Genomic DNA, 13,032 nt, shown 5'->3' with positions numbered 1-13,032 from the left:
AGGACGAACCACTGTTGACCTTGAGTTTCCGCGCCCTCGCGGCTGAGAGGCTGTCCTCATGATGGACAAAAGAGGTGGGCTTGAAGGCCAGGCGGTTCGCCCAGGCAAGTACGCACTTGTCGAACGGGAGAGGCGGTTCCTGCTGGCCGAGCCACCAGCACCGTCGGCGGTGACCGTCAGCCGCGTGATCAGCGACCGGTATGTGACAGGAACGCGGTTGCGGCTGCGTCGGGCCGACTTCTCGGATGGCCGCTGTGAGCTCAAGCTCACCCAGAAAGTCCCGATCTCTCAGCCCGGCGCCATCCAGGGCCTGATCACGAATACGTACTTGTCGCCAGCCGAGTACGACGTGATCGCCTCGTTGCCGGCCGCCGTGCTGTCGAAGACCCGTTTCAGCGTCCCGCCCTTGGGCGTCGACGTCTTCGACGGCCACTTGCAGGGCCTGGTACTCGCAGAAGCCGAGTTCACTGCAGATGACGAGGCACAGTCCTTTGTTCCCCCGGCCGAGTGCGTCGCAGAGGTCACCGACGACACCCGTTTCACGGGAGGCCGCCTCGTCAAGGCATCCCGCCACGTGCTGCTCGGGTGGCTAGCCGAATACGGACTCCACCCGGAAGCCTCCTAGGCCGTGTATCGAAAGTAGATCTTGGGCTGTGGATGATCACGGTTCATGGGTCGGGGAGATCTCACAGACGAGCAGTGGGCGGTGCTGGAGCCGTTGTTGCCGACGGGTGCCACGGTGGGGCGACCGCCGGTCTGGGCTCGGCGGCAGTTGATCAACGGCATACGGTTCCGTGTCCGGACCGGCGTTCCGTGGCGGGACGTTCCCGCCGAGTACGGACCGTGGAGCCGGGTCTACGACCTCTTCCGCCGGTGGCAGCGAAACGGCACCTGGCAGCGGATCATCACCCGGCTCCAGTCCCTGGCCGACGCGAAGGGGGCGATCACATGGAACCTGAGCGTCGACTCCACGGTCTGCCGCGCGCATCAGCATGCGGCTGGAGCTCGCAAGCATGGCGACCTGCAGAAGGAACCGCCGGGCGGCATTTTCGCCGAGCCCGGTGACCATGGGCTGGGGAGGTCGCGCGGCGGGTTCACCACCAAGCTCCACCTTGCAGTGGAGCAGGGTCAGAAGCCCATGTCGATCGTGGTGACCGCTGGGCAGCGCGGGGACTCGCCGCAGTTCGAAGCTGTTCTGGAGAGGGTCCGCGTGCCGCGTGTCGGACCGGGTCGGCCGCGGGTCCGCCCCGATCGCGTGCGGGCGGACCGCGCCTACGCCTCCAGGAAGAACCGCTCCTACCTGCGTCGCCGCGGGATCCGCTGCACCATCCCCGACAAGGCCGACCAGGCGCGCAACCGGTGGAAGCTCGGCTCCCGCGGCGGTCGACCGCCGAAGTTCGACAAGGCTGACTACCGTGAGCGTCATGCGGTCGAGTGCGGAATCAACCGCCTCAAGAGGCACCGTGCTGTCGCCACGCGGTACGACAAGCTCGCTGTTCGCTACGAGGCGACCGTGCTGATCGCAGCTCTCAACGAGTGGCTCTGAGCGGGGTGGCGTTCCCCCCTCGGTCACCAGTCCCGGCCGGCGGTCAGCTCCTCCGCATCCGCGTCCGTGAACTCGTATGCCGATGCGACGAAGCAGAACTCATCGCAGATCCACTCGCGCGCGACCGTCTCGATCCCGCTCCCGGCCGCCATGAACTCCTTGTCCAGCAGGTTGAACTCTTCGGTGGCAGCCTGGGTGAGTGCATACAGGGCCTCCAGATCCGACGGTCGTTCGGCCTCGATGCGCTCGCACAGACTCAGCAGAACGGCCCTGCCCCGTTCGACTATGCGATCAGGGAAGTACGAGTCGTCGAACATCTCCCGCAGGAATGCGTGTCCCAATACCTGCTGGTTTGTGATCGGCACGGCACTTTCCTCTCCACGACGAGCTGACACACCGATCATGCACAGCACCGCTGACATCGACGCCACCCCTTGGCGCCAGACTCCGTGCGACCAGGACTTTCACAACAGGCCCTAGCAGCACGCCCGCCATGCCACCCCGAAATCCCCTCGCCACCCATTCAGGTGAAGTGCAGAGAAGCCAGCGCAAAACGCACCGGTACTGGAGGGGCGGGAGCCCGCTATGCCAGTGATGCATGGCACCGGTGATGGAGCAGTGGGGCACGGCGGTCCGGTACATCAGCACGCGCCCCTGAGAACCGCCCGCTACGCGCTGCGGCGCGGCTTGCGGGCGGCCGTCTTCTTCACAGCCGGCCTCTTCCTCACGGCCGACTTCTTCGCCGTCGCGGCCTTCTTCGCGGCCGGCTTCTTCGCGGGTGTCTTGGCCGTGGTCTTCTTCGTGGGCATCTCATGGACCTGCGCGTCGGCACCGGCATCCTCGCCACGCGAGGACTTCGCCTTGTCCACGGACTCCGGCAAGGCGGCCATCAAGTCGAGCACCTTGCCCGCCGGTTTCTCCGGCTCCGGCACCTCTGGCAGCTCCCTCCCGCTTCGCCCCAAGCACCTTCTCCAGCGCCTCCGTGTAATGGTCCACGAAGTCGGGGCCCTCCAGCCTGCTCACCCTTGCCGAGCGAGGGGCAGGTTCTCAGACCACGGAGCGCCTCCGGGATCCGTGTGCTCGATCTCGTGCTCCTCGAAGAGTTGGCAGCGCCCGCGGCCGTCCGGCAAACTCCGTCCGACGTCCATGGGGATTCACTGGGCCGTTCTGGAGCGCACGGTGCGGCTGGTCCAGGGAACGCTGGCCACGGTTGTCTTCATCCTGTGTGCGTCCAGGCCTGCTGCGGGTCAGATCTCGTTGTTCCACATGCGGAAGACGGTGCAGCGGCCGTTCTTGTCGAGCGTCACGGTCCAGAGGTTGGCGAAGGTGCCGAGTTCCTTGTAGCGGCCGGTGCCTTGGATGGCTGCGGTGTCGCCGTTGAGGGTGAGGATGGACCAGTCGAAGTGCCAGCCTCCTTCCTGCCAGGGTGCGCGGCTCTGCCAGCCTTCGACGATGGCGTCGCGGCCGATCCAGTCGGTCTCGTAGGGCCACTCGTGGTATTCGGCCTGCGGGGTGAACAGTGCGGCGATGTCCTTCTTACTGTTGCTGGCCCAGGCCCGCAGATACCCTTCGACCCAGGTGCGTACCTGGTCCTCGGTCACCATGACAGCTCTGCCTTTCTGTGCCGGGAGGCGTGCGGTCAGCCTTGGGCGGTCGGGCGGACGACGAGTTCGTTGACATCGACCTCGGCGGGCTGGGAGATGGCGTAGTGGATCGCTTCGCCGATCGCCGCGGCGGGGATGGCGATGGCCATCTGGCCCGTGACCGCGTTCTTGGTGTCCTGGTCACTGATGGTGTCGGTCAGTTCGCTGCGGGTCAGGCCGGGGCTGATCACGGTGACCCGCAGGTTGCGGCTCTCCTGGCGCAGGCCCTCCGACAGGGCGCGGACCGCGTGCTTGGTGGCGCTGTATACGGCGGCGGTCGGGTCGACCCGAAGTCCGGACACTGAGGCGATGTTCACGATGTGACCGGCGCCCTGGGCGGTCATGGCCGGCAGAACGGCTGCGATGCCGTGCAGGACTCCGCGCAGGTTGACGTCGATCATGCGGTCCCACTCGTCAGTCTGCAGCGCGTCCAGGCGGGACAGTGGCATCACCCCGGCGTTGTTGACCAGGACGTCGACCCGGCCGTACCGGTCATGTGCGGCCTGGACGAAGGACCGCATGCTGAGCGGGTCGGTCACGTCCAGGGTGTGCGGCAGGGCGCTGCCGCCGTCGGCCTCGATCTCCTTGGCGAGGACAGCCAGCCGCTCGACGCGGCGGGCGCCGAGGACCACGTGATGGCCGGCTGCTGCCAGTCGTCGGGCGGCGGCCTCGCCGATGCCGCTGCTGGCCCCGGTGATCAGGACGGTCTTCGGGGCGGCCGTGGTGGGCGGGTACGTCATGCTCGTTCCTTCGTCAGGTCGGCGGCCCTCTACGGCGGGGCGTCCGGTTCCGTCAGCATGGGCCGGATCTTGCGCAGGCGGCAGGAGGGCTCTTCCTGGGTGCCGGACTCCTAGGAACCGTCGACGTACGATCCAGGTATGAGCGGCAACGAACTGGGCGAATTCCTGCTGGCGCGCCGTTCCCGGGTCAGTCCGCAGGATGTGGGGCTTCCCTGCTCCACGGGTCGGCGCGTCAGCGGGCTGCGGCGCGAGGAGGTCGCCGTGCTGGCCGGGGTCAGCGCCGACTACTACGCCCGTCTGGAGCAGGGCCGCGAACGGCACCCCTCCGGTCAGGTCATCGACGCCCTCGCCCGGGCCCTGGGCCTGGACTCCGACGCCTGCTGGCACGCCTACCGCCTGGCCGGCCTGGTGCCGAAGAACGAAGCCCCCGACGTCGACGGCGAGCAGGTGGCCCCCCGGCTACAGCGGCTGATGGACGCGTTCCCGGCAGCGGTCGCCTATGTCGTCAACCGCCGCCTGGATGTTCTCGCGTCGAACGCGCCGGCCACCGCGCTGCTGTCCCCGCTGGCGGATCCGCGTCACATGGTCCGCTCCCTCTTCTGCGACGCTGCCGCACGCACCCTCTTCGTGGAGTGGGACACCATGGCGCGCGACACGGTCGCCGCGCTTCGGCTCGCCTACGGCCACGAGCGCCACGATTCCCGGATCACAGAACTGATCGACGAACTGCGCACGGAGAGCGAAGAGTTCGGGGAACTGTGGGAGCAGCAGGAAGTCGGTCGGCTGGGAAGCAGGTTCAAGACCTTCCACCACCCCGTGGCGGGCCGCATCACGCTCTCGTATCAGACGTTCGAGGTGCAGGACGCGCGAGGGCAGAGCCTGCTCGTCGGCACTGCCGAGCCTGGCAGTGCCGACGCCGACCGCCTGGCGCTCCTCTGTACCTCACACCCCATGGAGGGCCGGCAGGCGCCGACCCTTCGCCCGTAACGGAAACCAGCGTTTGCGTTTAGGGTGGGGGCGTGCCCCGTTTGAGCGAGGAGCGCCGCGAAGAACGTCGGCGCCACATCCTGACCAGTGCCTGGAGTTGCTTCTCCCGCAACGGTTTCCATGCCACGTCGATGGACGACGTCATCGCCGCGACCGGCATGTCCTCCAGTGCCGTCTACCGCTACTTCCGCAGCAAGGACGACCTCATCGACGCCGCCGCGGACGAGGCACTCACGCTGGTGCGCGACCTGTTCGGGCGGCTCCTGGAACTCCGTCCCACCCCTTCACCCGCCGAGGTGCTGGAGGCCATGACCGCTGAGGCCCGCGACCGGGGCGCAGGCCAGCCGTATGACCTGACCCGTATCGCGATCCAGGCATGGGGCGAGGCCCTGCGCAGCCCGGAACTCGAAGGGCGCACCCGGACCTTCTACCTGTCCGTGCGCGACAGCCTCGCGGAACTGGCTCGTCGCTGGCAGCACGAGGGACGTGTGCCGCCCACCGCGGCCCCAGAACAGATCGCGAGCGCACTGATGACGCTCATGCCCGGGCTCCTGGTCGGCCGCCACCTGGTGGCGCCGGTCGACGCAGAGCAGTTGATCGGCGGGCTCTCGTCCCTCGCCTCGGCCTTCGACAGCGCGCCCTCCTTGTGACGCGCGCCGCCCGTCCTCCGCAAGGTCCACTGCCTCCTTGCGTCCATCGGGGACGGCACCGAGCGTTTCGAGGTGAGCGGCGCCCCTCCACGGGACGAGCACGCCAAGGTGCGGGCTGGACGACGAGCCGGGCCAAGAAACACCCGGACCATCCCGAGGCGGTGCCGCAGAAGGTGGCGGCCTCCACCGCATGGACGACGACGAAGTCGCCGCAGAGGTTGCCTCGGACGTGCTGCACCGTCCGGAGGTCGCGTCCAGGGTGGTCGCAGACCTGGTCGGTGGTCGCAGACCTGGTCGGCGCCTGGTAACCGGGGGGCGGGTTGTACTTCCGCGGCTGGCTTGGCCGAGCCATCGAGACAACACCGCTCGGCGATGAGCGCGAGGGACGGTCTTGCAGCGAGGTCGTGAGGACGCTGGCGGGCTATGCGCGTCGGATGACCAGCACGGCCACGTCGTCGACGTGGTCCACCGCGGCCGCGCTCTCGAGGACACGGTCGGCGATCTCCTCGGCGTTCAGTCCGTCGCGGAGGGCCGCACCGGCCAGCGCGCCGGCTCGCTCCAGTCCGGCATCCAACGTGAGGCCCGGTCCCTCGACCACGCCGTCGGTGACCATCACCAGCGCGTTGCCCTCGTCCAGGGTGAAGATCTCCTCGCGATACTCGATGCCGGGCAAGACCCCCAGGACCGGCCCGCCCGCCAGCTCGTGGATGCCGTGGCCGCCGTCCTTGCTCGCGCACAACAACGGCACATGGCCGGCGCTGGCACCGGTGACCCGCCCCTCGCCCGGGTCGATATGCAGCATGGTGCAGCTGGAGAACCGTGCCGCGCCCATGGTGACGAGCAGCTCGTTGGTGTTGGTCAGAACGGTCGCGGGATCCGGTTCCCGGGCGGCGATCGCCCGCATGGAGGCGCGCACCTGCCCCATGGCAGCGACGGCGTCCACGTCGTGCCCCTGGGCATCGCCAATCTCCAGAGCCACAGTGCCGTCGGGCATCACGAAGGCGTCGTACCAGTCTCCGCCTATGTCCAGCCCGTCCCGACTCGGCCGATAGCGGGCAGCGACCTCCAGGCCCGCGAGGTGCTCGGGCAGCGTCGGAAGCATAGTCTTCTGCAGTGCCGTGGCCAGCTCGACCCGTGCCTGCTGCCACCTGATGCGCCTCAGTGCCTGGCCCGCCAGATCGGCCAGAGTGCCCATGAGGGTCCGCTCCTCCAGGGACGGCCGGTACCCGCTGGCGTAGGTCACCAGCCACGCCCCGAGCGGCTGGTTGCCGGCCTCGCTGAGGGGGGTGATCGAGGCGGCATAGTCGGAGCCGAGTCGGCCGAGCCGCGGAAATTCGGCCCCGTGTGGCCAGCGACGGAGGTAGTCCTCCCGGTTGAGGATGAACTGCGGCTTGCCGGTGCGGATCGCCTCGGGCAGGGCGCTCGGATGGTCCAGCGGCAGGCCGCTGATGACCTCGACCTCCCACATGGCTATCCCGGCATCGGTGGAGACGCGCAGGCGGCCTTCGTCGACGATCGCGAGCAGGGCGCCGCCAGCGCCGAAGGTCGCGGCGAGCCGGGTCAGGGCGACTTGCTGCAGCTCCTGCTCCGTGGCTGCGGTGATCAAGGCAGAGGAGAAGTCGGCGATGTCCTTGGCCCGCTGCCGCTCGGCGGTCAGTGCGGCCTGTGCCTTCTCCTTGCGCTTCTCCCGCTTGGTGTCGTCGCGGAGTATTCCGAAGACTCGCTCGGGGCCGCCGTATCCCAACTGGATCCGACGGGTCTGGGCGGCCAGTTGGTGCCAGCCCTCGTGCTGAGGGAGGTACCGCACCCTCACCCAGGGCGACTGCTGGGTGGTGGCCGAGCGCAAGAGCTGCCGCAGGGCCTCCCGGTCGTCAGCATGCACTGCCGAGATCACTGTGGAAAGCGACACCGTGGGGTCGGGAAAGAGCGCGGCCAGGGCGGGCGCGCCGCCGAGCCACTCCAGCTGGTGCTCATCGGATGAATACATCCACAGGCCGAGATGGGCGGCCGAGGTGGCCAGCCGAAACGGGATCAGCAGGCTGGCCAGGTCGTTTCGCGCGTCCAGCGCGTGCACCCAGATCAGTGGCTCGTCACTGGCGGGATCCTTCACTTCCTGCGCCTCGATCAAGGAGGCAATGGGTGCTCCGCCTCGCCCGGGGAAGTCCAGCACCCGCATCGCGACCGCCTTCGTCCTAGCGGCGTGAGCCACGAGGCTCTCGGCCGACATCCGCTGGCTTGCGGGCCACAGATCACCGAACCCATGTCCCAGGCACTGCTCCGCAGACCTGCCCAGCGCCGTGGCCATCGCAGAGTTGAGGCAGCGGATGGCACCGTCCAGCATCAGAAGAGCCGCCGGGTCAGCCCCTCGAAGGAGTTCGTCCGAGGCATCCATCTGCGACTCCCTGACACGCCAAAACGGAATGTTCAGTAAATTTTCCCGTATTTCCGCCAGATGCGCCGATAAAGGGAGGATCTGTCCGCCTGCGTCGCATGGCGACGGCAGGGAACCCGCAAACAGACACCCGCCGCCTCCTGCGCCGCCCCTCTCGCCGACATCTGGGTCAGGTCAGGGTGCACAAGGTGAGGGGTTCCGGATGTGGTGGCGCGGCCCATCAGGTCCGCGGCGTTGGTGCGGAAGGTGTTCATGTGGGGCGTTGCGTGGTGGGCGTCGAGGGCCTGCCGACCGGTCCACTGCTCGTAGACGACGAACGTGTCGGGTGTCTGTTCTGCGCGGTGCACCCGGTAGTCCAGACAGCCGTCCTCGCGGCGCGTGGCAGCGGCCAGCTCCAGGAGCATGCGCTCCAGCTCGCGGCCCACGCCAGGCCGGGCCGTGGCTGTCGTGACGATGCGCAGCACCGACTTCGCAACATGGGCGCCGCTGGGTTCCGGCGCAGGGCCGGTGCTGAGCCAGGGCGAGTCGAATTCGACGCATACAGCATTCAGGCCGTGGGGCGTGGTGGTGTAGAGGCGCAGGCGTTGTCCGTCGGGGTCGGGTATGACCAGGGGCCAGCCCGCCAGGGCGACGACGGGCGGCGAGTGGGGAATGCCGAGGGTGTCGAGGCGGGTGATCCACTGGCCCAGGGCAGCCTGGTCGTCGACGGCCAGAGTGAGGAAGTCGTAGCCCTCCAGGGCGGTGGCGGTCGCTGGGTCCAGGCGCAGTTCGAGGCGGGTGCCCAGGCCGGGGACTTCGAGAACTCCCCCGGCTTCGTGGGGCGCCACCGCAAGGCGGTTCACTGTCTACCAGGACCAGCTCGCCAAAAAGACGCCGGCGCCGTGAGGACGCCAAGCGCCGCCAGAACCTCAAGGCCGTGTCCTGACCCGGCCACGCCGCTTGACACGACGGCACTGCACCCACGGTACGGCGCCGTTCCTGACGGCACGCGGACAGCTGCTGAACGAGGGGACGGCACGCGGACTGGGCCCTCCCCGCAAAGCGTTGTCGCCCGGCTCCCTGCAGTGCGCCGGGCTCCGGTCAGTCCCACCAGCCGTCGCCGGCCTGCCAGCGCTGCACCCACGCCAGGAAGCCAAGCGCTTTCGGCATGGGATACGGGTACGCGCCGACATCCGTCACGAGCCAGACCTTGCCCCGTTCGGGACCGGTCACGACGAGGACCCAGCAGGAGAGTCCATCGTCGGTACCGAGCACGACAGAACCGTGGTTGTAGACGGCGGCGACGCGTTCATGGTGGTCTTCGGCGAGGGGCTCGCCTTCCCAGGCCCAGGTGTCCTGGAGCGGGAACGGGGCGGCCGGATTCCGGTCCCCCTGGCCGGGCCAGTTCGGGGGGAGCCAGCCGAGGGGCAGGAGGCCGCCGTCTTCCGGTGGCCCGAGCGATGACCCGTTGGCGATCTCGGCGACCAGGCTCCGGTACGGCTCCGGGAGAACGACGCTGTTCTCGGATTCCCACACCGAGACGGCATCGTCCCCGAGTGCCGGTTCGCGCCACTCCGGCTCGAATGCGGCGCGCAGGAACTCCAGGGTGGCCTCGTCAGGGCGCTGATCGGGTGATGTGGTTGTCACGGCAGCATGCTCGCAGAAGAGGCTGACAGAGCCGCTGCGAGGGTGCCAGGCTCGAACGTCTGGGCGGGGAAGTCGACGCAGCCATTGGGGAATTGCGTGAAGTTCCACGCTCAACCGGGCAGGCGGGCAGGTTCATTCCGTCAGGGCTGTCGCCGGGCGGTCTGTCCCCGTGCAACGAAACCTCATGTTCTCTCGCGTGTCCGGGGCTTTGTACCGTGGGACGCCCCCGAGTACCGTCCCGGCGCCCTCTGCCGGTGTCCGGACCCACCGAGGATGAGATCCGCTGCCGCCCAGTGATCCACACCCCGCAACGCATGACCGGGTGGCCGTCCACCGCCAGGCGCACGGCCACCCGCCCGCCCAGTCACCCCGGCAGTCAAGACCAGGAAGGACCACCATCGTGGCCGTCACGCTTCGTCCGCATCAAGTCGACGCAGTCGACGCGGTGCTGCGCCCTCTCCCCGAACAGTCCGGCAAGGGCGTCCCGCCCGAGGGGCTGCGCACACAGGTCATCGCCGCGACCGGGTCGGGCCCTGATCGGGGTGGCGGCAGCGGAGCGTCTGTCTGCGCGGCGGGTGCTGGTCCTGGTGCCGACCCTGGATCTGCTCCTGCAGACGGCCGTCGCGTGGCGGGCGGGCGGCCGCCGGGGCACGATGATCGGTGTGTGCTCGCTGCGGGGTACGGACAGCCAAGGCGTGCCGTGCACGACGGACCCGGACGAACTGATCGCCTGGACCGCCGGCCCCGAGACGACGGTGTTCGCGACGTACGCGTCGGTCGGCATGGGGACGCTTCAGCGGGCGCATGCCGCCGGGCCGAGGGTGTGGGACTTCATGATCGTTGACGAGGCCCGCCGGGTCAGTGGTGACGGTCTCAAGCCGTGGGCGGCCGTGCACGACCAGGCCCGGGTACCGGCCGTGCGGCGGCTGTACATGACCACCACGGCCCGCGTGTGGGCGGCCGGTGGGTAGCGGCCGCGGCTGGTCGCCTCGATGGATGAGGACTCCCCGGTGTTCGGGCCGGTGGCGTACAAGCTGAAGCTGTCCGAGGCGATCCGGACGAGGCTGGTGACGCCATATCAGGTGCTGTGCCCGGACATCCGCGACCCCCCGCTGTAGGCCACGCTCACCACCGAGGCGACCGACTCCGACAGGGTGCGCGGGGGCCGGCTCGCGGCCGTCCAGACCGGGCTCATGCGCGCGGCCGGTGAGGAGCGGTTCCGGCGGGTGCTGTCCTTCCACAGCAGGGTCGGCGAGGCCGAAGCATGGCGGCCGCCGTGCCGGTCACGGCAGGGCGGCTCGCCGAGGACGACCCCGAGACGTTCCCGCCGGCGGACCAGTTGTGGTCGGCGTGGCTGTACGGCGCGCACGCCCCCGCCCACCGCCGGGGCGTGCTCGAAGAGTTCGCCTCCGAGCAGGCCGCGCTCACCGAGCAGCTCGCCGTCTGCCCCGACCAGCCCATCACCGTCGCTGGCCGCTTTGTGCGGCACTCGTCCGCTGACGCTGCCGTCAATTACTGCCGTCAGAACCCCACCCATGCAGCCCCGCCGGATAACCCGGCGAGGCTGCGTTCTGCGTACCAGAGTAGATTCCTTCATTGCGGACAGAAGGATGTCGGAGACCTAATTCCGCAATCGCAATCTGCGGCTCACCCGTGGAGTCCTGTCACGGAGTCCCTAGAATGCCTCACACCGCTTCGTGAAGATGAAGTCACTCTCGGTCCGATGGACGCGCGGAGAGTCGGAGCTCACCGTTTGGCATGAAATCCAGGATTATGGCGTCAAGGCAGGTTCCAATGGGAGGGAATTGATCCGCCGTCACATGTTCAGCACCATCGGCGAGCATGATGAAGTCAATGAATGCGGGGCGGGCGGGCTCTGTAGTGATAATTGAAACCTCGACCCCAAAGCGCCCCCTGTGGCCTGTCACAACGCAACGGACTGACTCGAATTGACGAAGCCCCAGGTCCTGCCAGAGCTGGTTCCGCAGTGAGATTGTCCTTCCTTCCTTTCCCTTCCGGTGGGCGCCTTGTTCATTATCGAGCCGGAGGGGCTTCTGGGGACATCGAAGTCAATTCCTCGCCTCCAGGGGACCCAGCCGACGTCAATAATATGTGCATTGAAGTCATCGATGTCGGGCACATCGACAACCCATTGCATGCCGCCGCCCTTGTCGTGGGCATTCCGATATACGGACGGATGGAAATTGTTTAGGAATTGGTCGTCCATCGTGAATACATGGTACCCATCCTCGTAGACGCCCTTGCCAGCGTACTGTCGAGCCACGGAAGCGGTGTCACTCAGGTAAGCATATTCGGTATCCGGGCGATTTGCGGCATTTAGGCGTTCTCATAGGAGAGGGAAACCCTGCTCAGGGGGACGGCCACGCTTCCCGGGGCCTAACGAGTTGGTGCGTGATAGCGGGTGAGGCGTGCTCGTCCTGCTCACGGCCGTTCTCAGGTCGTGGCGGTGCGGTCGGAGACGAGGTTGGCGATGGCGCGGTAGGCGTCGGGGAGGCGGTCGCGGCGGTGGGTCCAGCGCGTCAGTTGTTTCCAGCGTTTGTGGTCGGCGAGGGCGTGTTCGACGGTGATGCGGTCGAAGGAGTGCCCGTGGCGGTCGCGTTCCCACTGCTGGACTCTGCCGGGCAGTGCTCCGGGCCGTGGTTTTCTTGGCGGTGTGATCGCTTGCCCGCGGTGGTCGCGGCTCAGGCCGAGGTAGCCGTCGTCCAGGAGGACCTCGACGTCGGGGAAGTGCTGGAAGCAGACGTCGATGCCTTCGTTGCGGGCGGCCGTGGCATCGTGCATACGACCAGGCCGCAGGGTGTCGGTCCATAAGGTGCGGCCGCGCCAGTCAGCGATGACGGTGGCCTTCATGGTGTTCTGTTTCTTCTTTCCGGAAACGAATGCGCGCCGTCCGCCGCGGCCGGCCGGTGGTCGGCGGACCTGGATCTCGGTGGCGTCCAGCCGCAGCTCGATGCCTTCGGCCTGGGCGTAGGCGAACACGTCGGCCAGAGTCCGTAATCGCAGGCCGGGGCGGTCGGGGACCGCGCACCCCCGCTCGGCCAGGAGCGTACGTATCTCGGCGATCGCACGGGTGATGGTGGAGCGGTCGACGCCGAGCAGCAGCCCCAGTACCGAGTGCGGCAGGTCGTGCCGCAGATGGATCAGCGTGGTCACCAGCCGGTCGACGAAGACCAGCTGGTGGTGGGCACCGGCTCCTGCGGCCCGCTTCCTGGCCCCACCTCGTGCAGCATGGCGACGACCCTCGACCCCGGCTTGCCACGGGACCGCCAACTCCTCGACCAGGAGCGCGAGATGCCGCCGAGAGATCCCCGTGAACAGCGGATGCGTCAACACCGCCCGATTGACCATGATCGCCACAGACGGATCATGCCACCGGCCAGGCACGACGCCTCACCCGCTATCACGCACCAACTCGTAAAGGGTCATC

14 protein-coding genes are annotated in these 13,032 nt (G+C 68.1%); 5 read left to right on the top strand and 9 right to left on the bottom strand.

What is annotated here, in order from left to right:
* The first annotated feature begins 58 nt into the window (after positions 1–58).
* Both ABZ642_RS16345 and ABZ642_RS16340 read left to right on the top strand, forming a co-directional pair.
* Entirely contained in the window at positions 59–625 is a 567-nt protein-coding gene (locus tag ABZ642_RS16345) for a hypothetical protein (RefSeq protein ID WP_360483364.1), read from the top strand.
* Between the two features lie 45 nt (positions 626–670).
* Positions 671–1,546 carry an IS5 family transposase gene (locus ABZ642_RS16340; protein ID WP_360483361.1) on the top strand — a complete coding sequence of 292 codons (876 nt, stop codon included), beginning with the start codon at positions 671–673 and terminating at the stop codon, positions 1,544–1,546.
* A gap of 23 nt (positions 1,547–1,569) precedes the next feature.
* On the opposite strand, the gene ABZ642_RS16335 is transcribed toward ABZ642_RS16340, so the two are convergent.
* The 4 genes from ABZ642_RS16335 to ABZ642_RS16320 all read right to left on the bottom strand — a co-directional run bounded on the left by ABZ642_RS16335 (position 1,570) and on the right by ABZ642_RS16320 (position 3,929).
* Positions 1,570–1,911 (bottom strand): DUF5713 family protein, encoded by a 342-nt coding sequence (locus ABZ642_RS16335; protein WP_360483500.1) that lies wholly within the window; start codon positions 1,909–1,911, stop codon positions 1,570–1,572.
* A 303-nt stretch (positions 1,912–2,214) separates the two neighbouring features.
* Entirely contained in the window at positions 2,215–2,478 is a 264-nt protein-coding gene (locus ABZ642_RS16330) for a hypothetical protein (RefSeq protein WP_360483358.1), read from the bottom strand.
* A gap of 315 nt (positions 2,479–2,793) precedes the next feature.
* A complete protein-coding gene (locus tag ABZ642_RS16325) occupies positions 2,794–3,150 on the bottom strand; it encodes a nuclear transport factor 2 family protein (protein ID WP_360483355.1) in 357 nt (118 codons plus the stop codon).
* A 35-nt stretch (positions 3,151–3,185) separates the two neighbouring features.
* Positions 3,186–3,929, bottom strand: coding sequence for an SDR family oxidoreductase (locus ABZ642_RS16320; protein ID WP_360483352.1), 744 nt, complete (start codon positions 3,927–3,929; stop codon positions 3,186–3,188).
* A gap of 138 nt (positions 3,930–4,067) precedes the next feature.
* Here ABZ642_RS16320 and ABZ642_RS16315 point away from each other — a divergent pair, with 138 nt between their 5' ends.
* Positions 4,068–4,916: a helix-turn-helix transcriptional regulator gene (locus tag ABZ642_RS16315; RefSeq protein WP_360483349.1), complete on the top strand. Its 849-nt coding sequence runs from the start codon at positions 4,068–4,070 to the stop codon at positions 4,914–4,916.
* A 32-nt stretch (positions 4,917–4,948) separates the two neighbouring features.
* Entirely contained in the window at positions 4,949–5,566 is a 618-nt protein-coding gene (locus ABZ642_RS16310) for a TetR/AcrR family transcriptional regulator (RefSeq protein WP_360483346.1), read from the top strand.
* Between the two features lie 421 nt (positions 5,567–5,987).
* On the opposite strand, the gene ABZ642_RS16305 is transcribed toward ABZ642_RS16310, so the two are convergent.
* The 3 genes from ABZ642_RS16305 to ABZ642_RS16295 all read right to left on the bottom strand — a co-directional run bounded on the left by ABZ642_RS16305 (position 5,988) and on the right by ABZ642_RS16295 (position 9,584).
* Positions 5,988–7,958, bottom strand: coding sequence for a SpoIIE family protein phosphatase (locus ABZ642_RS16305; protein WP_360483343.1), 1,971 nt, complete (start codon positions 7,956–7,958; stop codon positions 5,988–5,990).
* A gap of 32 nt (positions 7,959–7,990) precedes the next feature.
* A complete protein-coding gene (locus tag ABZ642_RS16300) occupies positions 7,991–8,785 on the bottom strand; it encodes a putative quinol monooxygenase (RefSeq protein WP_360483341.1) in 795 nt (264 codons plus the stop codon).
* A 253-nt stretch (positions 8,786–9,038) separates the two neighbouring features.
* Entirely contained in the window at positions 9,039–9,584 is a 546-nt protein-coding gene (locus ABZ642_RS16295; protein WP_360483338.1) for an SMI1/KNR4 family protein, read from the bottom strand.
* Positions 9,585–10,126: 542 nt separating this feature from the next.
* On the opposite strand from ABZ642_RS16295, the gene ABZ642_RS16290 reads away from it, so the two are divergent.
* Positions 10,127–10,555: a hypothetical protein gene (locus tag ABZ642_RS16290; RefSeq protein WP_360483335.1), complete on the top strand. Its 429-nt coding sequence runs from the start codon at positions 10,127–10,129 to the stop codon at positions 10,553–10,555.
* A gap of 107 nt (positions 10,556–10,662) precedes the next feature.
* Here the strand turns inward: ABZ642_RS16290 and ABZ642_RS16285 are convergent, their stop codons facing one another.
* On the bottom strand, positions 10,663–11,073 hold the full coding sequence (locus ABZ642_RS16285) for a hypothetical protein (RefSeq protein ID WP_360483332.1): 411 nt from the start codon (positions 11,071–11,073) through the stop codon (positions 10,663–10,665).
* Positions 11,074–12,038: 965 nt separating this feature from the next.
* The gene (locus tag ABZ642_RS16280) at positions 12,039–12,953 is read right to left on the bottom strand and encodes a transposase family protein (protein WP_360483497.1); all 915 of its coding nucleotides are present in this window, start codon (positions 12,951–12,953) and stop codon (positions 12,039–12,041) included.
* Positions 12,954–13,032 lie beyond the last annotated feature (79 nt).

The organism is Streptomyces sp. NPDC007157 (genome assembly GCF_040634235.1).
Classification (GTDB): Bacteria; Actinomycetota; Actinomycetes; order Streptomycetales; family Streptomycetaceae; genus Streptomyces.
This window is presented reverse-complemented; position numbering and strand designations above follow the sequence as displayed.